The following is a 23,105-nucleotide window of genomic DNA, read 5'->3' on the forward strand; positions in this document are numbered from 1 at the left end:
AGTCGGGTCTAGAACGCGGGCCATTTGCCACCTTCGATGAATTTCGCAAAGATGTATTTGAGGAACCGCATCGGTCCCATCTTGCGATGATTGCAGTAGGCCAGGAACGCCGCGTACAAAGCCAGGGCGATGAACGTGTAGCGGCTCAGGCCCGTCACGATCAGCAGGGGGAAGAAGGCCGCGATGCTGCCGTGCAGGCCGAAGAACCGCAGCGGCACGGCGGACCACCGCCACGGGAGATGGCGATCGCTCATGCGGGCTCCTTCGGCTTCGTGATCGGCGTGCCGGGCGCCGGCTGCCCGGCCGGCGGCGCCCTGCGTCCGCCGGCCCAGGCGCGGGCCTGGCCGATGTCGAGGTGGCAGAACGAGGCGTAGATCCCGACCCCGCCGCGGCCGCAGAGCGCGCCGGCGACCGCCAGGGCGTCCGGGGCGTAGCCGGCCGCCTTGAGGTCGACCGCCCGGCCGGCGAGGTGGAGCGAGTCCCGGGCCGCACCCTCGAGGCCGGCGTTGTGCCGGGGCGTGCGGTAGCCGGAGGTCACGATCAGCGGCACGACGGCGCCATGGACCGCGCTCATCGCCCCTTGGACCGCGGCGAGGAGGTCGAACAGGCGCGGGTCGATCCAGACCGCCGCGCTGGCGTCGCGGACATCGCGCAGGAGCCAGGACAGCATGAGGAGGTCGCGCGCGTAGTCGCCGTCCGGCGTCCGGACGATCGCGCTCACCTCTTCGCCGGTGCCCTCGCGCCGTAGCCACAGCCGCACGGGCGGGGGTAGGGCGACGGCGCCGGCGAGCGCCGCGGCGTAGGCCCGGTCGAGCCCGCAGGCGGGCAGGGCGGCGAGCGCCGCGAGGCCGGAGAGCAGGCTACGCCGCGAGACGGGCATCGCGGTATCCGTAGCGGTCGAGGACGCGGCGGGCGGTCTTCACGTCGATCGCGCCCTGCTCCAGCGCGGCCAGGACGGTGACCTTCATCGAGCGGCCGTCCTCGCCCCGCCCGATGATCGCCCGCAGGGTGTCGACGGCCTCGGCCATGCCGGCCCGGGCCACCTCGCGCCGGACCCGGTCGGTGAGGACTTGCCACTCGCGCAGGCAGACCCGGCCGCCGCCGACCCGCGGCACCAAGAGCTGCGAGACGAGGAGGTGCGTGCTCGCGAGCACGTCGTGGAAGGCTTGGACCTGGAGGTCGGCCGGGAATTTCAGCGTCAACCGGCGCAGGATGTGGGCGACGTCGTTGGCATGCGTCGTGGTGTAGATCGGATGGCCGGTCTGGGCCGCCTCGACGCTGGCCAGGATCGTGTCCATGTCGCGCAGCTCGCCCACCATGATGAGCGCGGGCTTGCGCCGCAGCGAGTTGCGCACGCCGGCGGCGAACGAGGGCAGGTGCAGGCCGATCTCGTGCTGCATGACGGTGCAGGTCGCCGACGCCACGGCTTCGAACACGAACTCGATCGGCGCCTCGTAGCTGAGGATGTTGCCGTGGATCGGCGTCGGCTCCTCGAGGATCCGGCGCATCAGGGCGGCGAGCGTCGTGGTCTTGCCCGAGCCGGTCTCGCCGGCCACGATCACGGCGCCCTGGGCCGGGGTCGATTCCGCGACGATCTCGGGCTCGACGCCGACCGTCGTGACGGTCGGTGGATCGGCCGGGATGTACCGGTTGACGATCTGCACGCCGACGTCGCCCTCGTAGTAGCCGGCGGTGACGTTGACCCTGAACCGGTGCCGGACCGGCGCGACCTCGCGAACGGCCCCGGCCCGGTCCTCGATCGTGATGGCGCGATCAAAGTCCTGGCCCGAGTAGAGCTTAGACATGATCGAGTCGGTCGCGGTCAGCTCGGTGGCGATGCGCGCGAGCGTGCTCGGCTGCAGCCAGACCCGGGTCAGCGCGAAGAGGTGGCCGTGGACGGAGGCCAGCACCGGCCGGCCGGACTGGAAGATGACGTCCGAGGCGTCGATCGCGACGGCATGGACGAGGAGGCGGGAGACCTCGTCGCGGCCATGCACGACGATGTCCTCCTCGGGGTAGCGGGTGGCGCCGGTCCAGAGCATGGCTCACTCCGCGGCCACGGCGGCCGCAGAGGCGGTGCGGAGGAATTTCGGGGCGACGACGATCTTGAGGAGGCGCTGCTCGACCGCGGCCGAGCGGCCGTCCCGGCCGACCTTGAGGGCGGTGGCGCGGGTCTTGACGATCGGCAGGCTGACCGCGCCCTGCGCGGCGAGGTCGTGGTAGCGGCGCATGCCGGCGAAGTCCCGGTCGAGCCGCGCCAGGCCGTCGTCGAAGGCAGCCCTGGCCTGGGCCACGCCGACGTCCAGGCCGCCCTTGTAGCCGACGTCCCAGTTGGCCTGCTCCACATCCCCCTTCGGCGGGGTCCACGTCGTCTTGGCCTCCGGAGGCGGCGCCACGGTGAGATAGTCGCGCCAGTTCGGCGGCTGCACCGTGACCCGCGCGTCGCGCAGGATCTCGAAGCTCCCGAGCGTGGTGACGAGGAGGGTGCGGTTCGGGGTCTGGCGTACCTCGCGCAGCTCGGACACCACCGGGGCCACGATGTCGGGTCCGACCATCACCGCCGCGAACGGGTAGCGCTGGTCGAGCCGGGCGCTGATCTCGGGCGTGTCGAGGTAGGCGGCGATCCGCCGCGACTCCTCGCGGTAGCCGTCCTGGATGCCGGTCGAACGTGCCGTGCGTTGGACCACCTTGGTCGGGCGGTTGGCGTCGCCGAACACCCCGGCCGAGTAGCGGCTGAAATCGGGGTTGGCCGGGTGCGGCGGCGCGGGCGCCGGCTGGTTGTCGCCGAGGTTGGGCGGGAAGGGCTGCGGGCCGTCCTGGCCGGGCAGGCTGCGCGGGCCGTTGGCGATCTGGGCGAGGGCGTTGGCCTGGGCGATGCCGCCGGGGCCGTAATAGCCCGGCGGCGGATACCCGCCGTAGCCGGGCCCGCCGTAGCCGCCGTAGCCGGTGCCGTAGCCGCCATAGCCGGGAGTGGCGTAGCCGCCGCCATAACCGGCGCCGTAGCCACCGTAACCCGGGGCAGCGTAGCCGCCAAAGGCCCCACCGTAGCCCGCGCCGTAGCCGGTCGAGACCGGAGCGCAGGCGGCCGGGTTCTGGGCGCAGTACATATTGGCGACCTGGGCCGCGGCCGGATGGCCGGCGAGGCATAGAGCGGTGGAGAGGAGCCATCCCTTCAGGCGCATGGCTCTAGATCCCGTGCTCGCGCAGCTTGGCATCGACGTGGCCCGAGGTGCTGCCGCCCGTGCTGACGCAGGCCGGAAGTAGAACGCACATCCCGACCAGCACGACAAGCAGTTGAACAAGGGATACGACGCGGCTTCTGTCCATACTGATGCCTCTGAAGATTTTGTTTGTCTTGACCTTGCCGTGGCGGTCCATGTCGTTCCACAAGACAGGACGCAGAAACATCCTGAACGAGCGGGAGCCATGGGGATCAGGTCGTTTGTGAGAAACCGGCTCGCGCGCCGGGTCGGGCCGGAGCACCGACGCTTCGCGAGCATGACCGGCACGGTGCTCGGCGGCACCCACGCCCCCTGCCCGGATTGCCGGCGCGGCCAGCTCGTCGCCGTTCCCGACGCGCTCGACCGGCGCAGGTGCGACGACCCCGCCTGCGGCGCGGAATACGCGCTGGCCGAGCTCGGCCGCACCTTCGCCCAGGAGGGCGCCGACCTGCGCGCGCTGGCAGCCCACGAGCGCCGGCAGGCCTTTACCCTGTTCGTGGCGGCCGAGATCATCGGCGTGCTGGCCGCCGCGTGGGCCGTCTACGCGCATTCCTGGCTCACGCTGTGGGGGGCGCTGCTCCTGTGCATCGTGGTCTGCGCCACCGCGATGGTGTCGCGCTACCGCGCCTGGCAGCTCGAGCAGGGCCGGATGTTCGAGGCGCGGGCGCCGCTCGGCGCATACCTCGCCGCCGAATTCGACGGCCTGTTTCGCCGTAACCGTTGAGCGCCGGATCGCGCGGTCCGGCGCGAGCGTCGGAAGGGCAGGGGACCGCATCGTCAGCCCCCGATCATCGTGCAGACGTTCGCGAGCGACACGTCCATCCTGATCGTGTTGCCGACGAGCTGCGCCACGTCGTTGATGAAGAAGGCCAGCGTGCCGCCGACGAGGTAGAGGAAGGCCGAGCCCGGGCCGCCGGGCTGGCCGCTCGTGGCGTGGTAGAGCTTGGTCCCGGCCACGAGCCACGCGAGCGCGCCGAGGCACATGAAGCAATAGGTGACGGCGAGCCGGATCTGCTCGCAGGTCGAGCCGCGCGGCGACGCGCCGTAGTTGAACATGCCGTAGGTGATGTCGCCGCCCAGAACGAACGAGTTGGCGAATTTCCACAGCAGGACGGGGGCGACGATCATGGCGCTCGCCAGCGCGAGCCGGCCGAAGGCGGCATCGAGCGTCCCGGGCCGGTTGGAGAATTTATATTCTCCCGCAGCCACATTGTAGAGAACATATAATCCGGACGTGCCATACCAGATGCCAAGCAGGGCGATGACCAAAAAGATCAGGTTGACGAAGAGCGGGAACACCTCGCCCAGCGACGCCAGCAGACTGCCGAGATCCGGAATAGCCATCACCGCGCCCCTTTAGAACCATTCGACTGGTATTCCAGTCGTTCCAATCTCTCTTCCAGCGTGTTGATACGCTCCCTCAGCTCCTCCAGTTTCAGATTTGTCGGGTCCATATCGAGATCCGGCCTTCGGTAGAGGCGCTTTTCTTCAGCACTTCCATCATGATACTCAAATCTCGATCTGCTCTTCTTCTGTCCCTCGGGAAGCGCCGGGTCGGCAGCAGCGTGTTGCACCGCACAAACGAAACCAACGCTAAGTAAAATCGCCAAGGTTGTGTTTCGCGATCCGGACCGAACCCAATGTTGCGGGCCGGTTTCCACGCTGCGTGGTCCGCGCTGTCGTTGGCACTGCATGGCGTTGACTAGGAGCTCTTACGCGAACCAGCCTCAGCGACATGAAGCATATACCCATGCATCGTTTTTGAATGCAAAATATACATCGCGTGCGACTGTGTTACGGACACCCTGACGACTCCCGATTTAGGCCGGTCGACTCTTCATATGCTTGCCATTCCTTGACACGTCGGGCGCACCTTCGCAATAAGCTCCCCGTGCAGGAATTCAGCGACTTCCACGAGGCAAACTCAGTATGGAGAACGCAGTCAAACACTTGGCCTGGGCCGGATCACTCGTTGCGTGTGCCTATCTTGCCACAGCCCACAACTGGGTTCCGATCTCGGTTCAGATCGTTGCGGGTACACCTAATCAGTCCGTGGCAGCGCTTCCATTGACGGCCCCTGCGGCAGGCGCGGCGACCGTTCCGACCACCCCGTCGGCGCCCGGGCTGGTCCCCGGCGCCCCTCAGGTTGCCCCCCAATCTATTGCGTCGCAGCAATCGGCTGCGGCGGCCGCGGCCTACGCCACGATCGAGGACGCGAAGGTCGCCCGGCAGGTGACGGACACCTTGGCCAAGCTCGAAGCCGTCTCCGACATCCCGGCCGGAACGCCGGAGGGCCGGGTGGCGACGATCTTCTTCGATCCGCGCTGCCCGTACTGCCACGCCGCGTTCACCGCCCTGCACGGCCGGATCGCGGCGCGCTGGGTGCCGGTCGTGGTCCTGGGCGAGCCGGAGGCGGGCAACCGCATGGCGGCAGCGATCCTCGCGAGCCCGGACCGGGTCGCGGCCCTCAAGAGCGCCTTCGACGCGAAGCTCACCCCCGCCGCTCCGGTCGGTCCGGAGACCGCGGCCAAGCTCGCCGAGAACCGGGAGGCCTTTGCCTCGATCTTCGCCGCCGCCCCGCAACTCCGGCCCGGGGTTCCCACCATGTTCGTGCCGCGCCCGGACGGGCGGCTGGCGATCATGGTCGGCTACGAGCCGGGCGATGACGCCAAGCTGCGCGCCGTCCTGACCGGAAGCTGACGATGGCCCGACGCGCATCGATCGGGGCGTTCAGCATGCCCTCGGCCCAAGGATGCCTGTCGCCCTCGGCGCTGGCCGACCGGCTCGTGGGCTACATGCGGGTCGCGTCGTTCCTCGCGGGTGCCGTGTTCGCCTCGCTCATGGCGATGATGTGGCTGACCTGGCTGTGCCTCACGCGGGCCGACGTGATCCCCTACGTGGCCGACGGCGGCGTGTTCGGCTGCGAGGTGAGGACCGTGGCCGCCCCACTGCCCCTGCCGCTGGAGCAACCCAGAAGGTCCGAGCCATGAAGTCGGCCGATCTCATCTCCCGCGAGGTCGATGCCGGCCGGATGATGCTGCGGAACCAGTGGTACTGGATCCTGCTACTCGCAGTATTTCTCTGCATCTCGCTCGTCGTCAACCTGCTGCTGTTCTACAACGCCTTCTACCGCTACCCGATCAAGCAGTTCATCTGGACGTCGGACGCGCAGGCCGTCTGCGAGGCGATCCCGCTCTCCGAGCCCAACATTTCTCAGGCACGGTTGAAAGAATTCGCGGTCTCCTCGGCCGTCGAGCTGAACAGCTACGACTATGCCAACTGGCGCGCGCTCATCAACAACGCGCTCAGCCAGTCGTTCACCCCGAAGGGACGCGACCGCTACCGCGCGGCCCTGCAGGAGAGCGGGATCATCCAGAAAGTCGTGCTCGGCTACCAGACCGTCTCAGCCGTCACCACGGATCCGGCCAACATTGCCGAGGAAGGCAAGGCATCCGGCCGATACTACTGGCGGGTCGAAGTGCCCTTGCAGATCTTCTATCGCACCAACGTCGAGACCAAGGTCGAGCGCCGTCTCCTGACGATGACGATCGTGCGGATCGATCCCTCTCCGATCAATCCGAACGGCATCGCGATCGACTCGGTGATCTCGACGCAGCAACTGACCGGTCAGGTGGCGCCATGATGCGAGTGTGGGCCTCGGGCTGCCTGGTCGCGGCGGCACTGTGGGCGGCGCCCGCCGCGCGCGCCCATGAGGCGGGGCAAGGGGCTGGGCAAGGGGCCGAGTCGGCCGGCGGAGCCGCGGTCCGGCGCCCGCCCGGCGTGCCCCCGACGGGTGTCCCGCCGGCCGGCCCTCCATCCATGGGCGGCACACCACCCGTGGGTGCGGCGGGAACGTCGGCGCCTCCGCCTGCCCCTCGCCCACTGACGCCGGCCGAGCTCGAGGAGCTGCGCCAGCGCATGCTCGGCGGCACGAAGGGCGTGATCCTCAAGCCCGGCGAGATCTCGGAGATCCGCCGCGCGGTGCAGGAGGCGCAAGGGGCCGGCACCTTCCCGGGCCGCGACGGGCGCATGCCCCGGCCCGAGCCCCGGCTGCTGAGCGTGACGCAGGAGATCGGCCGGGCGGCGCCGGAGACCCTGCATCTGGCCTACGGGGTCTTGAGCCCGATCACCTTCGTCGACGCCAAGGGCGCGCCCTGGCCGATCGCCTCGGTCGCCTACGATCCCCGCCTGTTCGCGCAGGACGGCGTCGGCTGCGGGACGGACGCCGCGATGGGCACGAGCCAGGTCGCGGCGGCGGCCGGATCGGACCGGCCGACCTCGATCAACCTGATGCCCTGCCGGTTCGACACCTGGGGCAACATCCTGATCCGGCTGGAGAATGTCCCCTACCCGATCCCCCTGATGATCCTGTCCGGGTCGAGCGAGACCGTGGACATCCCGGTCACCGTGCGCGTGGCCGGCACCTCGCCGCTCGTGCCGGTCAAGGTGGCCTCGGGGAGCCCCGGCCCGGCGCGCAAGGGCGGCGGGCCGCCGGCTGGCCCGGGCCGGGGCGCTGGCCCGCCCGACACGACGGCGCTGCTGCACCTGTTCGGCGCCGGCACGCCTCCGGCCGGGGCGCAGGCGCTGGTCGCCAACGGGGCGCAGGCCTGGCTCTACCGCGAGCGGATGTACGTGCGCGTCCAGGGCACGCTGGTGAGCCCGCAGCCGGTCGCCTCGGCCGACGCCGCGTCCGGCTACCGGGTCTACGAGTTCCTGCGCCCGGCCTCGCGCCTCGTCGCCGAGCAGGGCGACGGCGCCGAGACCGCCATCAGCATCGAGTTCTAGGAGGTGGCGATGATCGACATGAAAACGTCGGCCGCGCTCGGTGGCGTCGTCCTGGTGGCCGCGCTCGGCTCGGCCGCCTTCATCCTGTCCGACGCGCCGGGGATCGACCGGGGGGCCGGGGGCGCCTCCGAGATCCGGGGAACCACGCCGAACCCGGTCAACAACATGATGCAGCCGGTGGGCAAGGCCGAGGCCGACCGGCGCGCCGGGGTGAACCGGCAGGCCGCGGACGAGCGGGCCGGCACCGGCAAGCCCTACGTCGCCCCGACCGTGATCGCCGAGAGCCGGGGCGCGCAGCTCGGCGAGATGCCGGACGCCAACCCGCCACCGGCACTGAGGCCCGTCGAGCCGGTCCCGCCCGTGGTGCAGGAGCGGATCGTCTACCGCGACCGCGACGTGGTGCAGGTCGTCTACAAGGACGTGCCGGTCCAGCCCACAGCCGACCCCGAGCAGGTCGCGGCGATCAACGAGCAGATCAAGGCGCTCCTGAAGCCGAGCCCGGGTGGGTTCGTGGTCCGCTCCTTCGCCAAGGGCGAGCGGCCCAAGCCCCCCGAGCCGCGGGCCGCCGCGGCGCCGGTGGTGACCGGGCCGTTCGGGCCGGGCGTGCGGCACGCGACCGTGGCGCGCGCCGGCGACGTCGCCTACGCGGTGCTCGACAGGGGATTCAACTCGGACGATCCGGGCGCGCCGATCTTCGCCACCATCGTCGACCTCGACGAGCGCCAGCAACCCGGTCCGCTCAACGGCATCCGGCTGATGGGCCAGATCGTCTACTCGCAGACGCAAGCCTCGATCCGATTCACCACCATGATCCTGCAGGACGGCCGCCAGGGCCCGATGCAGGCGATCGCCATCACGGTCGACCAGGCCCGCACGGGCGTCGCCGAGGACGTCGACAACCACGTGCTCGAACGCTACGGCGGCCTCGTCGTCGCCGGGCTGCTTCAGGGCGTCGGCCAGGTCGGCCAGCAGCTCACCCAGCTCAACACCCAGACCGTGCTGGGCAACGGCTTCGCGGTGCAGTCGGGCCGCAACATCGACTGGATCACCGCCGGCATGGGCGCGACCCTGCCGGTCGGGCAGGCGATGACCTCCGCGGCGGCGCGCTCGTTCAGCCGGCCCCCGACCTTGTCCTCGCCAGTGAATTTCCCGATCGGCATCGTCTTCCTGCAGCCGGTCGTGGTGCCGCTCGATGCCGCCCGGGTCGCGGCCGGCGCCGGCACCGGGTTCGGGCCTGACCCGGCCTACGGTCCAGGCTACCGGCCCGAGACCCTGCCCGTCTCCTACGTGAGGCGGCCATGACCGGCTCGAAGGGGATCGCCGACGTCCTGCGCGGGCTGATCGACACCATGCCGGTCCTGGCCTGGCTCCTGATCGTGCTGGCCGCCGTCGCCGGCACCTTTCTGGCCGGCTACGCCCTGGTGCGGGTCTACCAGGCCAATGCATCCGGCGACGGCACGGCGGGGAACTGGATCGTCGCGGCGATCATCGGCAGCGCGATGACCTGCGGCACGATCCTGATCGCGCAGCTCTCCTACTACTTCGCCGAATAGGCGCCGCGATGAACGACGGAAGCTGGGTCTTCATCGACAACCTGACCGCCAACACGGTCCGCTGCCTCGCCGAGCACCCGCTCGCGAGCCAGGGCGCCGTGGCGGTCACGCTCGCCGCCGGCTGCTACGTCGCGCTGGCGGCCCCCGCCTGGGCGCTGCAGGTCACCTCCGACAGGAACCTGGCCGCGACGCTGTGCCTTTGCGGCCTCGTGGCCGGTGCGTGCCTGTTCACGACGGGCCTGTTCTACGAGAGCCTGCTCATGGGCGCGAGCGGTGCCATCACGTGCATGCTGCTCGTCCACGTCTACTACGCCGCCTGCATGGTGGTCGCGTGCGGGGCGATGGCCTTCGCCGGCGTCCAGATCTTCTGCGCGCTGCACGTCCGGCCGGCCCCGCTGCTGCGAGCGACCATCCCGGGGGTTCTCGGGGCTTGGCTCTTCGCGCTGAGCGTGCCGGTCTACCAGGTCGCCCTCATCCTGCGGGGGACGCCATGAGGACGGCCGACAAGTTCTGCGATCTCGCCGGCTTCGATCCGGAGCGCGAGGAGGCCGTCGTCTACGCCCATGACGGCTCGCAGCTCACCCTGATCGAGGTCGACGGCACCCGCTCGATCATCTCGGGGGAGGATTACCTCCACAACGTCGTCGAGCGCTTCGCGGGCGGGATCGCGCAGATCCTCAAGCGGCCCGGCCACCAGATCACCATCTCCTACGAGTCCTCGCTCAACACGACGAAGATCCTCGATCCGTTCGTCGCGCAGCAGGGCCGGCGCGCCCGCCAGAAGGCGTTGTCGGTCGAGGCCCTGATCGAGGAGGGCCGGACCGTGCTGGAGGGCCGGGCGCGGGCCGAGACGATCCTGCTCGCCGCCTGGACCCGGCCGACGGCGGGGACGCCCGACGAGGTCCGCCGCGAGCAGCGCGAGAACCGCCGGGCCTGGCAGGCGCTGCCCCCGGCCCGCGACGCGCAGAACCCGTTCCTGCATCTCGGGTCGATCGCGGGGCCGCACGGGGCCTTCGTGCGCCGGATCCTGGAGGCGCTCGGCGAGGCGCGCCTGCAGGGACGGATCCTCTCGCCCGACGACCAGGGGCGGCGGCGCGACCTGGAGCAGATCCGGGCAGCGGTGCTCTACCACGAGACCCCCGACGGCTGGACGCCCTACGGGCCGGGCACACGGCGCTATCCGGGCGCCAAGGAGCGGCACGACGACGACGTCTCGGAGTTCTTCACCCCGACGGTCGCCCGGCAGATCATGACCTCGAACGCCGAGGCCGCCAGCAACATGCGCGCCCTCGACATGGGCGGGCGCCGCTACGCGCTGGCCGTCATGCGCATGTTCCCGTCGACCATCCTGCCGTTCAACCGTCTGCTCGAGACGCTGCTGGAGAGCGCGTCGAAGACGGCCGACATGCCGTTCCGGGTCTGTTTCCACATAGAGGCGCTCCGGGATGCCGATATCGGCTTCCGGCTCAGGAAGGTGCTGGCGGGCCTGCTCGCCTTCGCCTCGCCCACGAACAGGAACCTGTTCCGGGCTCTGCGCGAGCTGGAGGACGTCGTCGACAAGGACGGCGAGGCCATCGTCAAGGGGCGCGTGATCGCCACCACCTGGACCGAGCCGGGCGAGGATCCGGGGCTGCTGGAGCGGCGCCGCTCCTACCTGATGAGCGGGCTGATGACCTGGGGCGAGGCGGTGATGTCCGACGCGCCCCACAACCCGCTGCGCGCCCTGTGCGAGACCGTGCCCGGCATGACGGTCCAGGCCGAGGTGCCGCCGGGCTCGATCGCACCGCTCGGCGATCTCGCCGCCATGCTGCCGTTCCACCGCACGGCGGGGGTGTTCAAGCAGGGCCAGACCCTGCTGCTGACACCCGACGGCAAGCCGATCGCCTACGAGGCGCTGTCGGCGGAGCAATTGTTCTGGCTGACGCTCATCTACGCCACGCCCGGCTCGGGCAAGAGCGTGCTGATGAACCGGCTGAATTTCGAGTTCGCCGCCTTCAGCGCCGGCGCCGCGCTGCCGTTCCTCGCGGTCATCGACGTCGGCGTCAGCTCGTCGGGCTTCATCGAGCTTGTGAGGAACGCGCTGCCGCCCGAGCGGCGGCACGAAGCGTACTACGTGCGGCTGCTCAACACCGCCGACTACGCCGTCAACCCGTTCGACCTTGGTCTCGGCCGGCGCACGCCGCTCGAAAGAGAACGCACCTTCATCGAGAACTTCCTGACGACGCTGCTCAACGTGGCGAGCCCGGAAGTCGCGCTGCTGATCCCGCGCCTGATCTCGCGGCTCTACCAGCTCAAGAGCGACCTCGAATTCTCGTCCTCCCCGTCGGTCTACCAGCCGAACGTCGATCCGGAACTGGACCGGGTGATCAAGGAGCACCGGATCGAGGTGAGCGGGCGGACGCGCTGGTGGCGCATCGTCGACGCGCTGATGGAGAGGCGTCTCTACACGCACGCGCAGCGCGCGCAGCGTCACGCCATGCCGGTGCTGGAGGATCTCGCCCGGGTGCTGGGCGAGCCGATCATGGCGCAGGACTTCACGCCCGAGCTGGTGCGCGCGGTCCAGCGCGCGCTCGAGGCCGCGATCGAGCGCTTCCCGATCTTCGCCCGTCGGACCCAGCTCGACCTCGGCGAGGCGCGGGTGGTGTCGATCGACCTGCAGGACGTCGCCCAGCGCCACAAGTCGCCGGAGGCCGAGCGCACCAACGCCTTGATGTTCATGATCGCGCGGCACGTCTACCTGTCGAAGATCTCCGGGTTTGCCGAGGAGATCCCGAAGATGGATTTCCCGTCGGACGCGAGCCTCCGGGCGGAATACGTCCGCTACTGGGAGGCCCGCTACCACGCGGTGGCGGAGACCCCGAAGCGCCTGTGCATGGACGAGTATCACCTGACCGGCGGCGTCGAGACGATCGCCAAGCAGGTGATGTCGGACGCGCGCGAGGGCCGCAAGTGGGGCCTGGAGCTGATCCTGGTCAGCCAGCTCCTCGCCGATTTCGACACGCTCGCCGACATGGCCTCGACGGTGCTGGTGCTGAACGCCGACTCGAACGAGATCCGCGAGCAGGCGCGCAAGACCTTCGGCTTCGACGGGGCGGTGAAGGCCGCACTCGAGCGCCAGGTGCACGGCCCGCAGGGCCGGCGCGGCGCCAACCTGCTCGCCCGGTTCAAGGTGCGGGATAACGAGCGCTGGATCGTGCTCAACAATTCTCTGGGCCCCCGGATGCTGTGGGCCCTGACCACCAAGGCCGAGGACCGCCTGGTGCGGGACGAGCTGTACCGCCGGATGGCGGTCAACGAGGCGCTGCGCATCCTGGCGGCCCGCTTTCCCGATGGCACCGCCATCGAGACGTGGGGCCGGGTGGCCGCGTTGGCGCGGTTCGGTGAGGACCGGATCGCCAAGACGATCGTCGATCAAGTGCTGGGGGAACTCATGAGCGAAGCTCGGCCCCCGATCGACCGATCCAGAACCGCTGCATGACGATGGAGGCTCCAGTGCGTTACAAGGATATCCAGTACCGGGTGCTCGCGAGCGCCACCCTGCTCACCCTGAGCGCGATGTCGGCCCTGGGTCAGGGCAATACCGGCGATCCCTCGGCACCGCTGGATATCCTCAAGACCGCGCGCCAGAAGGCGCAGAGCTCGCAGCTCAACGCGTCGAGCATCGCGACCGGCGGCAACAACGCCGGCATCGTCATCACGATCCTGTTCGCGGTGGTCGGCATCGGTCTCGCCGGGATCTCGGGCGTGAAGCTCTACAAGAGCTCGCAGGACGACAATGCCCGCGAGGATGCCGGCCGGTCGCTGGTCGGGCTGATCGTCGGCTCGGGCATCACCATCCTGGGTGTCATCATCGGGGTCGTGACCACGTACATGACCGGTAATGCCTGACACGAAGTACCGGCGCCGAGCGGAGGCTTCATCGCGAAGACTCCGCTCGGCGTCCCTGGTGAAGCACTCAGCTATTCGCAGATCTCTCGTCGCACCTCTCTCATCCCCCGTAGCTGGTGATCCGTGACTGCAGGTTCGGGTCGATGTGGCGAAGCCAGGCATAGTCCGGGAAGAACAGGCGGTTCGCGGCAAGCGCCATGGCGCCCAGTGCCTCGATGGCGTCCCGCAGATCTTCCTTGCTGCCGAGCACTCCGTGGACCTGATCGAGCGCCTGCATGTCCCGTCCGGCCTGATCGGTGAGCGCGACCAGCATGTGGCTGGAGAAGACCGACACGAGGCTGGCCGGCATCGCGGCTTCCGGATCTCCGGCATGGCCGTCAGCCGCGGTCCTGGCGGCCTTGAGGACGGCATCACGGGCTTTGCGGTCCCTGAGTGGCGCCGCCGCGTCGACCGTCAGGAAGAGAGCGGCAGCCAGATGCCAGCGGACGTCATCGACGACCGTCTCCACCGCGCGGGCGTCGCGCAGGTCGCGCAGCGCCGTGAACGGATTGGCCGCCGGCGCGAGGACCGAGTTGAGCTGGTCCTGTTCCGTGACCGGCGGCCTGACCAGGCGATCAGCCGGGACGAACTGCCGGCCGATCGCGTCGTGTGCGAAACCATCGCGTGGCGCGGTGATGATGACCTCGATGTGCTCCCGGCTGCGCTTGCGCCAGGCGAGAGTGCCGAGGAGCGCCGTGAACAGGGTGGCCACCAGGCCGAAGCCGACGCTCGATTTGTAGACCGACACGAACGCGAAGGGCTGCCCGGCCGGCATGGTGGTGAAGTAGTTGCCCCATCCCGTGAACCGCCACAGGGTGGCGGTCTCGGCGAGACGGATTCCGGCATAGACCTGCCCGAGGATCGGCGAGAGGCTCCACCAGACGAGGCCGAGCATGGCCAGCGTGGCGAAGCCGAGCACGCCGGCGCCGACGATCTTGCCGGCGTTCCCTGTCGCGGCCGGCCTGCGATGCAGCGCGGTCATAGCGGTCATACCGAGCGTCCGAGCTGCGGCTCGTCCCGGCCGAGCGTCTGCTGCTGGGCGAGCGCCGTCTGCAGCCGGTCGTCCGCGACCACCGCCTTGAACAGCGGTTTGAGCACGGCGCGGATCTCCTCCAGGTTCTGGTTGGGGGGCAGCAGGGTCCTGGCCTCACCGGCACTGCCCTCGACCAGCAGGGCGGAGCCCTGGTGGCCGAACCGCTCGATCAGGCTCTGGTCGATCCGGCGCACCTCGGCGACCAGCCGTGGCTCGGCGGCGATCTCCCTGGGCGCACGGGTCTGCAGGGCTTCGGCCAGGGCCTCGCTCGGACCGGGGATCTCGATCCGGTTGCGCGCCGCATCCTCCGGTCCCTGGCCGGCGAGCAGCAGGTAGGTCGCCGGGATCAGGACGCGCCCGGTGACCTGGCTGCGCACCGCTTCCTCGCGCGGCCCACTGCGATCGAGGCGCTCGCCCTCGGCCAGCACGCGCACGTCGACGCGCTGGTTGTTCTGCGGCATGGCGTGGAAGGCGTGCAGCGGCACCGCCGAGATCTGACGCGCCTCGCGCACGAGGGCGTGGTGGTAGCTCGTCGCGACCACCTGCCCGCGGACCTGGGTTCCCGGCTCCGGCAGGACGATGCGCGGAGCGCCCATCAGGCGTGTCGCCTCGAACGCCTCGGCCGAGAGGCGCCCGAGCACCGGGTGGGCGCGCTGCTCCTCCGAGTACCTCGCATTGCGGACCATCTCGGAGAGGGGCCGGATCTGGCCGCGGGTGGCGAGCACCAGGGCGTCGCGGGTCTCGCTCGGCACCCGGTTGATGAGGGCCTGGTCGAGGGGCTGTTTGTGGTGGCGGGCGTACTGCTCCATGAACGCCAGAAGGGTGCGGGTGTTGCCCCCCCGGAACGGGTGAGCCTGCCAGAGCGCCGCCATGGTCTGGGCGAAACGGATCGCGGGCCGGCTCTCCTTGAGGTTTCCCGGCTCCTCCCGCTTCAGGCTGGCAAGGGCGGTCCGCATATGCTGCTCGATCACGGTCGGCGGGCTGTAGGCGACGCTGCGGCCGTTGAGGACGATCTCCGGCTTCCACAGCTCGACGGTGCGGGTCTCGCCCGCCCACGGGTAGATCTGGCCGAACAGCCGCTTGTGCACGGCGGCGAAGTGCGCCTGGTCGAACTGGCCGAGCACGGGCTCCTTCTGCATCTGGACCAGCGCCCGGAACGAGACGATCTGCTCGCGTTCGGCCAGGGCCTCCGGATCCCGGATGTGCGCCCGGTTCCTCAGGACGTCGCTGTCCTCGTAGACGTAAGGGTCCGCGCTCATGCCGCCTCTCCCCGGCCAAGCGCCCGGCGCGCGTCGAGCGCGGCGAACACCTCGTCGTTGGTCACCAGCCCGGCCTCGGCGAGCAACGCGCCCAACTGGGTGCGCAGGCTCATCTCGTTGCCGGATCCACGCATGATCGCCAGCGCCTGCTCGGCCTCGACGGTCGTCATCGCGCCGACGAAGGGCGCGAACTCGCTCTCCTCGACGCCCGCGGCGATGGCCTCGAGCAGGGTCACGGCCTCCTCGCGCCGGGTCACGAGCGCCGGCAGGTCGCGATAGCTCATGGGTGTCGTCCCCTCTGATGAGCCCGGCCGCATCCGGCTCCGGGCAATCCTCTCGATCCGTCCTGCGACGGCCCAACTCCAAGGTGTCCTCTCTCCTACCCTTACCCATCGTCGCTGCGGCGCCAATACGATCACCGTGGCGTCCGCATCACAGCGAGGGGCCGAGATCCTGCCCCCTGTCGAGATCCTGGCGCTGGTCCAGGGTCTGCTGCTGGAGCTGCGCCCGAAGGACGAGTTCGTCCAGGGTGCCGTCCTTGACGTAGGAGGCGACGTACCCGCCGCCGCTCAGGATCTCGCGCTCCTCGGGCGTGAGCCACTGATCCGGGCCGAGGCCCTCGGCCGGCGAATGGCCGATCGCGCCATTCGCGCCGAACCGGCGCCCGACGGCCTCGGCGAAGGCGAGCACTTCCGCCCGCAGCTCGGGGGTCGCGACGGCGTCCACGACCGCGTCGTCGAGCGCTTTCGTCGCCGGCATGCGGCCGACCTTGGCCAGCGCGGCGGCGGCGATCGGGGACACGCCCGGCACCTCGATCAGCAGGCGCTTGCGGTACTGCATCTCCGCCGCGCGGCCCTTCTCGGCCGAAGTCTCGAACTGGCCCTTAAGATTGTTGGCCGCCGTCAAGGCTTGCGCGAAGGCAGCCTCGGCTTTCGCCCGCTCATCCTTGTCCGCCTTCGGGACGAACCAGCCCTTGCGCCCGCGCAAGCCCCCATGCGGTTCGGGATCGGACAGCAGGGCCTCGACCCGCGCGGAATAGACCTCCCAGGGCTGGCGCAGCTCGGTGAAGATCGCCTTGTAGAGCGGACCAGGGTTCACGACCGCCGTCGTCAGGCGGCGCCGCAGCGCATCCAGCATCAGCTTCAGATGCGTCTTCGGATCGACGCGGTCGTAGAGAGCTTGCCGGATGGTCTTCTCGTCGAGGGGGACGGAGGCGAGGAACGGTTTGAGCGGTGCCGGTGTGCCCGGGGTGGCGGTGGCCTCCGATGCGGCATTCACGGCGCTGGCCGGACGGGCCGCGGCCAGGGTCTTCCAGGCCATGGTGAGGCGTGCCGCGAGGCCGTACAGCCGGCGCCAGCGACCTTCCGCCTTGCGGATCATCGACCGCGCACGCCGCACCAGCGCTGGGGCGAGGGCGGCGTGACCATTGAGGCCGCGCCGCTCGGCGAAGGCCGAGGCGAGCGCCCGCAAATCTGCCGGCCGCACGCGGTCGGCGATCTCGGTCTCGGCCCGTTCCAGCCGCGTCAGGGCGGCCTCGATCGCTGCCAGGGCCGGGGATACGGACCCGTCGATGGTGGGCGCGTTCGCCGACTCGTCGAGCTCGGCCGCGTATCCCGAAGTCTCACTGGCCGACGTTTCAGCCTCGAGCCGGTTCGCCAGAGCCGCGATCCCGACCGCCGCTCGGCCGGCATCGAGCAACGGCATCGCGCTCGCGCGATCCCGGATCGCCTCGCCGTCCATCACCTCCGGAGGCTGGGTCAACGACACCGCGGACTCGCGGAATGCGGCCTCGCCGGCATGATCCAGCGTCGAGGCTTTCGACCCGTCCCGCGACAGGCGCCGCGCCAAGCCCTCCAGGGCAACCGTGTCGAGCGCGGACGACGCCGGGGCAACGCCGAGCTTCGCCCGGCGCCAGTCCGGAACGAAGTCGGCGTGCGCGCCGTGCAGCACCACCGTATGCCGGTGGCGCGTCATCGCCACGTAGGCGAGGTGCCGGTCCATCCCGGGCGTGGCCAGAACATGCACCCGGTCGAGGGTCGCGCCTTGGGCTTTGTGCACGGTCGCGGCGTAGCCGTGATCGAGGTTGCGGTAGGCCTCGGCCCGCACCTCGAGCCGCTCGCCGTCGGCAGCTCCATCCCGATCGAGCCTGACCATGAGCCGGCCGCTGGACGCCGCTTCGACGGTGGCCAGCATGCCGTTCTTCACGCCCAGCGAGCGGTCGTTCTCCAGGAACAGCACCCGGTCCCCGGGGGCGAACATCCGCTCGCCGCGGGCTGTGACGAACCGAGCCTCGTCGGCTAGCATCCCGTCGGCCTGCAAGACCGACCGGGCCATGGCATTGAGGGCAAGAACGTCGGCGTTGGTCTGGGCCAGGATCAGCGTCTCGGTCGCCCGCCCGTCCGGCTTCCGGCCAAGGTAATCCGGTTTCCAGGCCGCGATCAGCGCCGCGCGCGCCGCTTCGCGGTCGGGGGCGAAGCGGACCATGTCGGCCTCGCGATAGACCCCAAGCGCCACTGCCACCTCGCCGCGGGCTAAGGCCACGCTTGCCCGCCGCATCGCCGGGTTGGCTTGGCGCCAGATCTCGGACAATTCGGCATAGCCGATCGTCTCGGTGATCGCCCGGAAGCCGGCGCCGGCCTCGATCGGCTGAAGCTGCATGGCGTCGCCCACCAACACCAATTTGGCGCCTCGCCGCTCGACCTCCTGGACGATCCGCGAGAGCTGCTCGGAGGCGACCATGCCGGCCTCGTCGAGCACGAAGACGTCGCCGGGCTTCAGCAGATCGCGGTCGTTCTTCCAGGCCAGTTCCCACGAGGCCAGCGTGCGGCTCGCAATGCCGGCGCTGCGCTCCAGTCCCTCCGCCGCCTTGCCGGCCAGGGCTCCGCCGACGACGCGGTGGCCGGCGCCGACCCAGGCGGCCCGCGCCACCCCGAGCATGGTCGATTTGCCCGCACCGGCGAAGCCGACCACGGCCGCGATCCGGTCCGGCGTCGTGACGTGGCGGACCGCCTCGCGCTGCTCCTCGGACAGTTCCGGCCGAGCCGCGAAGGCGCGCTCCATCGCGCGCTCCGGGACACGGTGGCCTGCATCGGCATAGAGCCGGCCGGTGGCGGCCTGCATCGCCACTTCGGACCGCAGCAGCGCTCGCGTGGTCCAGCGGGCCGGCGACACCACCCGGCCGCTCTCCGGGTCGAACACCTCCTCGGCGACCGCGACCAGATCCGGGGATTGGCCGAGCCTGAGACGGACCGCGTCGAAGGCGACCGGATCGTCGATGTAGCGGAACACCGCCTTGGCGATGTCGCGCTCGTCGAACACGCTCTTCTCGCGGGTCAGGATCGGCAGCAGGGTCGAGGGATCGTCGATGATGGCTTGGGCATTCCGGATGCGCTTCTGCTTCTCCGCCTCGACCCGGTCGGACACCTTGCCGAGCGCGGCCATGTTCACGGCGTGGACGCCGATGTGCTCGGTCGGCTCGATGCGGATGCCGGCCTCGACGTGCGAGCGGTGGTCGATCCGACGGTCGAGCCCGGCCGCGGCGAGGTGGAGGTTCGCCGTCTCGCCCCACGAGCGGCGCCAGTCCACGAGGTGCTTCATCGGCCCGGCGAGCCGCTCGTAGCGGGGCTTGCCGTCGTCCCGGTACAGGATGTTGCCGTCACGATCGCGGGCGAAGTCGAACTTGGCCGAGAAGCCGTCCTCGGTCAGCTTGCGCAGCGGGACCATGACGTGGATGTGCGGGTTGCCCGGCGCATCGTGCAGGGCCCAGTCGGCGACCATGCCGTTGGCCGTGATCGCGGCCTCGACCCAGTCGCGGGCGAGCGCCACGTTCTGCTCCGGCGTCAGCTCGACCGGCAGCGCGATGTTCATCTCCATCGCGAAGCCGGTGCCCTTCAGACCCTCTTTCCGCTCGACCGCGTTCCACAGATACGCCGAGGCGCCGTTCTCGCTGCGCCCGTCGATGGCGGTGCGGAACCAGGCCGGGACCTCACGCGGAAGGCTCAGTTCGGTGTGGGTGACATTCTGCTTGCCCTCGTAGGAGATGACCTTGCCATTGCTCTCCCGGGTCATGGTGGTAGCGCGCCGATAGGCGGCCGAGGCGACGGCGCTCTGGCCGGCGCCGCTGCTGATCACTTGAGCGGAGAGGTGGTAGATGGCCAAGCGCGCGAACCCCGAGCTTGGCCGTTAGCACGAACTCCAGGGAAATGCCAATTTCCCCATAAGTGCGCCCCTTCGTGAAACTCAGGCGACTTTGCGGAGGCGCTGCGCGCCGTAGCTCCGGCTCAAAAAGGCCCCTTCGGGGCTGATCCTTCCGCCCGGCGTGAGCCGGCCAGCGCGAGCAGCATTCCCGCCATGCCGCGTGGAGGCGGGACCTGCGCTTCGCCGCCCGAGGGAGAGGCCGTGGACCGGGAGGTGCCGACGCCGGGAGGGAGAGCTTGGTGGGGGAGGGACCAACCTTCACCCGACACGGGGATCGGCAGCGGGGGGTGTGACACCAGAACCACGGACGAGGCTTCCCGTCCTCGAACGGCGCGCTACGACCTTGACGCGGCGTTCTCTCCTCCGCGTGCCGGTGTTACCCCTCGCCACCGCAACGGAGAGGGAAGACGGTATCCATGGCGAGATCCAAGTCGCGCGAGACGATCCTCAAGGAGATCGAGGCTCTGCAATCCAAGCTGAAGGCCCATGACAAGGCCGAGGCCGAACGCATCGGAAACCTCGCGATCAAGGCCGGCATCGGCTCGATCGAGATCTCGGACGAGGACCTGATCCGCGAGCTGGAGGCGATCGTCGGCCGATTTCGTGCGCCAAAGACGGAGGTGGCGGAGCCAAAGGCAAAGGGACATCGAGGCGCTGGGCAAGCTGCAGAGAGAGCTGGTGACCAAGCGGCATGAGGAGCGTCGCGCCGACGCCTACCGCAAGATCCAGCTCGGCGGCCTGGTGATCAAGGCCGGCCTCGCCGAACTGCCGAGCAACGTCCTGCTCGGCCTCCTGATCGAGGGTCGCGAGCGCATGCGCGACCCCGACATCGTCGAGCAGTTCGCCCGGCGAGGGGACAAGGAGTTCAAGACATGAAGTGGGTCTACGGCGCCTTCACCGTCGCAATCGGGCTCGCGCTGCATCTCGGGATCGGCCTGTTCCTCGCGCCGCTCGTCGGGGCGGTCTACGTCGTGGAGCCGGGGCACTCGATGATGCTCCACGCCATGCGCGTCGCCGCGGTGGCGTTGCCCGCTCTCGTCCTGTTTGCCGCCGCCGGCCTGACGCGGCCGGGCGACAGCGGCCGTGTGGTCGCCGCCTGCGCATCCCTGTTCCTGATCGGCCTGTGCGCCTGGACGGTGCGGGACGAGTACGCCCGTCTGGTCGCTCAGAACCCTGGCGCCGACGCGCAGCGGCTCCTGCGGCAGGCCGACATTCCATTGTTCTGCGCGGTGTGTTTCGCGGGCTTCGTGGCGTTCATCACGCCGCTGGTTTCGCTTGTCCGGGTTAAGAGGACCACGCGCGGCTACAACAGGCCGATCCGCTCGAAGTCCGCGGCCTATGGCGACGCGGAATGGGCGACGATGAAGCTCGCCGGCGAGCTGTTTCCCGAGGATGGTGCCCTGGTGCTGGGCGAGCGGTATCGCCCCGATCTCGACTCGAAGAGCACCTCGCGCGTGTTCAAGCCGAACGATCCCAGGACCTGGGGCTCGGGAGGCCGGATGCCGATGATGGGCTTCAACTGCGATATCGGCTCGACCCACGGCCTGGTGTTCAGCGGATCAGGCGGCTTCAAGACCACCGGCACGGTGATCCCGATGCTGCTGTCCTGGCCCGGCAACGCGGTGGTGCTCGACCCCTCGACCGAGTTGCACCCGATGCTCGCGGAGTATCGGGAAAACCTCCGCGGAGCGGATGTCATTCGCCGCGTTCATTGCATCACGCCGAAGAACACGATGAGCGGGTTCAACGTGCTCGACTGGATCGGCCGGGGCGAGAATTCCGCCGAGAATGACATCTCGGCCGTGGTCGGCTGGATCGCCACCGGACCGGTGAAGAGAGACGACCCGAAGGACTTCTTCCGCAACTCGGCCTTGCAGCTCCTGCGCGGTGTCCTCGCCTACATCTGCCTCAACCGGTCGTTCGACGAGAAGCCGCGCACCCTGCGTACCCTGCGCGAGCTGATCTCCGAGCCCGAGCCGGACTTCCTGGAGCGGCTGAGCAAGATCCTGCGGGCCGAGGACGACGGCTCGTTCGCCAAGCTCGCACTCGGGCCGTTCAAGAGCATGACGCCGCAGACGTTCTCGGGCGTCTACGCTACGGCCGCGGACCTGACCAACTGGCTGTCGTTCAAGGAATACGCCGCGATCGTGTCGGAGGGAGACTTCTCCAGCCTCGACCTCGTCGACGACGATATCGACGTGTTCATCGCGATCGATCTGCAGACGCTGCAGAATTTTGCGGGCTTGGCGCGGGTCATCATCGGCGGGCTGATGAACGCGCTCTATCACGCCAATGGCGAGATCAAGGATCGGGTCGCCTTCCTCCTCGACGAGGCGGCGCGGCTCGGCAACATGAGCCTGATCGAGGTCGCGCGCGACGCCGGCCGCAAATACGGCATCACGCTCGTGATGGTGTACCAATCGCTCGGTCAGCTGCGACAGCAATGGGGCGGCGACAAGGACGCCGTGTCCGCTTGGTTCGAGTCGACCGCTTGGCAGAGCTTCTCCGCGATCACCGACGTCGATACCGCCAAATGGCTGTCCGAGCGCTGCGGGTACTACACGCAGGAACTCATCTCCTATAGCCAGCAGGCCCGTACCGGGGGCAAGGGCTCGGGCGGGGTGAGCCTGTCGGCCTCGACCAGCCTGCAGCGGCGCGCGTTGATCATGCCCGACGAGATCATCACGATGCGCCGCGACGAGCAGATCCTGCTGGTCGGTGGCGTCGAGCCGATCCGTTGCGGGCGGGCGATCTATTTCCGTCGCGCCGACATGAGGAAGCTGGTCGGGGCGAACCGCTTCCATACGCGCGACGCGCAGGACGAAACCGATGCCGAAAGCGAGGACGGGGCGAAAGAAAGGGAGGCGGCCTGACGGCCGCTCGCCGCCGCGTGAGCTGCGGCGAAGCCCGTCCGTCGCGCAGGTTCGGCGGCCGCCCGCACGGGTGGTTGCCGCAGGCTGGAGACCGATCGGGAAACCTGGAATTGAAGGTCGCGCCGCGCGGCACGAACCAGGGTGATGCCCCGCCCCGATCGACGGGATCGAGGACCGCCGGTGGCGGCCCTGGGGGAGGGGGCTCAGCCCTCCGTGGAGAGCTTGGCGACCTCGGCCTGGGCGGCCTTCAGCTCGGC

At 69.6% G+C, this 23,105-nt stretch carries 24 protein-coding genes; 13 read left to right on the forward strand and 11 right to left on the reverse strand.

Going from position 1 to position 23,105, the window contains the following annotated elements; genetic code table 11:
- Positions 1-8 precede the first annotated feature (8 nt).
- The 5 genes from G4G93_RS29850 to G4G93_RS29870 are packed head-to-tail and all read right to left on the reverse strand — an operon-like array spanning position 9 to position 3,378.
- Positions 9-254 (reverse strand): hypothetical protein, encoded by a 246-nt coding sequence (locus G4G93_RS29850; protein ID WP_165090220.1) that lies wholly within the window; start codon positions 252-254, stop codon positions 9-11.
- Entirely contained in the window at positions 251-880 is a 630-nt protein-coding gene (locus tag G4G93_RS29855; protein ID WP_165090223.1) for a YcbK family protein, read from the reverse strand. The genes G4G93_RS29850 and G4G93_RS29855 overlap by 4 nt, the downstream gene beginning before the upstream one ends.
- Positions 861-2,042: a type IV pilus twitching motility protein PilT gene (locus tag G4G93_RS29860; RefSeq protein WP_165090225.1), complete on the reverse strand. Its 1,182-nt coding sequence runs from the start codon at positions 2,040-2,042 to the stop codon at positions 861-863. Before G4G93_RS29860 ends, G4G93_RS29855 begins: the two co-directional genes overlap by 20 nt.
- A gap of 3 nt (positions 2,043-2,045) precedes the next feature.
- Positions 2,046-3,182: a type IV secretory system conjugative DNA transfer family protein gene (locus G4G93_RS29865; protein WP_165090228.1), complete on the reverse strand. Its 1,137-nt coding sequence runs from the start codon at positions 3,180-3,182 to the stop codon at positions 2,046-2,048.
- A gap of 4 nt (positions 3,183-3,186) precedes the next feature.
- Positions 3,187-3,378, reverse strand: a complete 192-nt coding sequence (locus G4G93_RS29870; RefSeq protein ID WP_165090231.1) for a hypothetical protein — start codon at positions 3,376-3,378, stop codon at positions 3,187-3,189.
- A 66-nt stretch (positions 3,379-3,444) separates the two neighbouring features.
- Between G4G93_RS29870 and G4G93_RS29875 the strand changes: the two genes are divergently transcribed.
- A complete protein-coding gene (locus G4G93_RS29875; RefSeq protein ID WP_264051530.1) occupies positions 3,445-3,945 on the forward strand; it encodes a hypothetical protein in 501 nt (166 codons plus the stop codon).
- Positions 3,946-3,998: 53 nt separating this feature from the next.
- Here the strand turns inward: G4G93_RS29875 and G4G93_RS29880 are convergent, their stop codons facing one another.
- Positions 3,999-4,565 (reverse strand): hypothetical protein, encoded by a 567-nt coding sequence (locus G4G93_RS29880; RefSeq protein ID WP_246737105.1) that lies wholly within the window; start codon positions 4,563-4,565, stop codon positions 3,999-4,001.
- The gene (locus tag G4G93_RS29885) at positions 4,565-4,882 is read right to left on the reverse strand and encodes a hypothetical protein (protein WP_165090237.1); all 318 of its coding nucleotides are present in this window, start codon (positions 4,880-4,882) and stop codon (positions 4,565-4,567) included. Before G4G93_RS29885 ends, G4G93_RS29880 begins: the two co-directional genes overlap by 1 nt.
- Positions 4,883-5,453: 571 nt before the next feature.
- Between G4G93_RS29885 and G4G93_RS36235 the strand changes: the two genes are divergently transcribed.
- From G4G93_RS36235 to G4G93_RS29930, 9 genes are all read left to right on the forward strand, one after another.
- Entirely contained in the window at positions 5,454-5,921 is a 468-nt protein-coding gene (locus G4G93_RS36235) for a hypothetical protein (RefSeq protein ID WP_264051532.1), read from the forward strand.
- Positions 5,922-5,923: 2 nt separating this feature from the next.
- Positions 5,924-6,211, forward strand: coding sequence for a hypothetical protein (locus G4G93_RS29895; RefSeq protein ID WP_165090242.1), 288 nt, complete (start codon positions 5,924-5,926; stop codon positions 6,209-6,211).
- Positions 6,208-6,864 (forward strand): DotI/IcmL family type IV secretion protein, encoded by a 657-nt coding sequence (locus G4G93_RS29900; RefSeq protein ID WP_165090244.1) that lies wholly within the window; start codon positions 6,208-6,210, stop codon positions 6,862-6,864. The genes G4G93_RS29895 and G4G93_RS29900 overlap by 4 nt, the downstream gene beginning before the upstream one ends.
- Positions 6,865-7,139: 275 nt before the next feature.
- Positions 7,140-8,006, forward strand: a complete 867-nt coding sequence (locus G4G93_RS29905; protein ID WP_246737106.1) for a DotH/IcmK family type IV secretion protein — start codon at positions 7,140-7,142, stop codon at positions 8,004-8,006.
- A 9-nt stretch (positions 8,007-8,015) separates the two neighbouring features.
- Positions 8,016-9,308, forward strand: a complete 1,293-nt coding sequence (locus tag G4G93_RS29910; RefSeq protein ID WP_165090249.1) for a DotG/IcmE/VirB10 family protein — start codon at positions 8,016-8,018, stop codon at positions 9,306-9,308.
- A complete protein-coding gene (locus G4G93_RS29915; protein WP_165090252.1) occupies positions 9,305-9,559 on the forward strand; it encodes a hypothetical protein in 255 nt (84 codons plus the stop codon). The genes G4G93_RS29910 and G4G93_RS29915 overlap by 4 nt, the downstream gene beginning before the upstream one ends.
- An 8-nt stretch (positions 9,560-9,567) precedes the next feature.
- Positions 9,568-10,053, forward strand: coding sequence for a hypothetical protein (locus G4G93_RS29920; protein ID WP_165090278.1), 486 nt, complete (start codon positions 9,568-9,570; stop codon positions 10,051-10,053).
- Entirely contained in the window at positions 10,050-13,037 is a 2,988-nt protein-coding gene (locus G4G93_RS29925) for a hypothetical protein (protein WP_165090281.1), read from the forward strand. Before G4G93_RS29920 ends, G4G93_RS29925 begins: the two co-directional genes overlap by 4 nt.
- A gap of 14 nt (positions 13,038-13,051) precedes the next feature.
- A complete protein-coding gene (locus G4G93_RS29930; protein WP_264051533.1) occupies positions 13,052-13,447 on the forward strand; it encodes a hypothetical protein in 396 nt (131 codons plus the stop codon).
- A gap of 100 nt (positions 13,448-13,547) precedes the next feature.
- Here the strand turns inward: G4G93_RS29930 and G4G93_RS29935 are convergent, their stop codons facing one another.
- The 4 genes from G4G93_RS29935 to traA all read right to left on the reverse strand — a co-directional run bounded on the left by G4G93_RS29935 (position 13,548) and on the right by traA (position 19,936).
- Entirely contained in the window at positions 13,548-14,468 is a 921-nt protein-coding gene (locus G4G93_RS29935) for a hypothetical protein (RefSeq protein ID WP_165090287.1), read from the reverse strand.
- 5 nt (positions 14,469-14,473) lie between these two features.
- Positions 14,474-15,778 carry a Fic family protein gene (locus G4G93_RS29940; RefSeq protein ID WP_165090290.1) on the reverse strand — a complete coding sequence of 435 codons (1,305 nt, stop codon included), beginning with the start codon at positions 15,776-15,778 and terminating at the stop codon, positions 14,474-14,476.
- Positions 15,775-16,062 carry a hypothetical protein gene (locus tag G4G93_RS29945; protein ID WP_165090292.1) on the reverse strand — a complete coding sequence of 96 codons (288 nt, stop codon included), beginning with the start codon at positions 16,060-16,062 and terminating at the stop codon, positions 15,775-15,777. The genes G4G93_RS29940 and G4G93_RS29945 overlap by 4 nt, the downstream gene beginning before the upstream one ends.
- A 148-nt stretch (positions 16,063-16,210) precedes the next feature.
- Entirely contained in the window at positions 16,211-19,936 is a 3,726-nt protein-coding gene (gene traA / locus G4G93_RS29950) for a Ti-type conjugative transfer relaxase TraA (protein WP_165090295.1), read from the reverse strand.
- 455 nt (positions 19,937-20,391) lie between these two features.
- Here traA and G4G93_RS29955 point away from each other — a divergent pair, with 455 nt between their 5' ends.
- The 3 genes from G4G93_RS29955 (at position 20,392) to G4G93_RS29965 (ending at position 22,848) form a co-directional block, all read left to right on the forward strand.
- Positions 20,392-20,670, forward strand: coding sequence for a TraC family protein (locus tag G4G93_RS29955; RefSeq protein WP_165090298.1), 279 nt, complete (start codon positions 20,392-20,394; stop codon positions 20,668-20,670).
- Positions 20,654-20,851 (forward strand): conjugal transfer protein TraD, encoded by a 198-nt coding sequence (locus tag G4G93_RS29960; RefSeq protein ID WP_165090301.1) that lies wholly within the window; start codon positions 20,654-20,656, stop codon positions 20,849-20,851. The genes G4G93_RS29955 and G4G93_RS29960 overlap by 17 nt, the downstream gene beginning before the upstream one ends.
- A gap of 113 nt (positions 20,852-20,964) precedes the next feature.
- Complete coding sequence (locus G4G93_RS29965; protein ID WP_246737107.1) at positions 20,965-22,848, forward strand: conjugal transfer protein TraG; 1,884 nt, start codon at positions 20,965-20,967, stop codon at positions 22,846-22,848.
- The last annotated feature ends 257 nt before the right edge of the window (positions 22,849-23,105 follow it).

It is taken from the genome of Methylobacterium sp. DB0501 (genome assembly GCF_011043735.1).
GTDB lineage: Bacteria > Pseudomonadota > Alphaproteobacteria > Rhizobiales > Beijerinckiaceae > Methylobacterium > Methylobacterium alsaeris.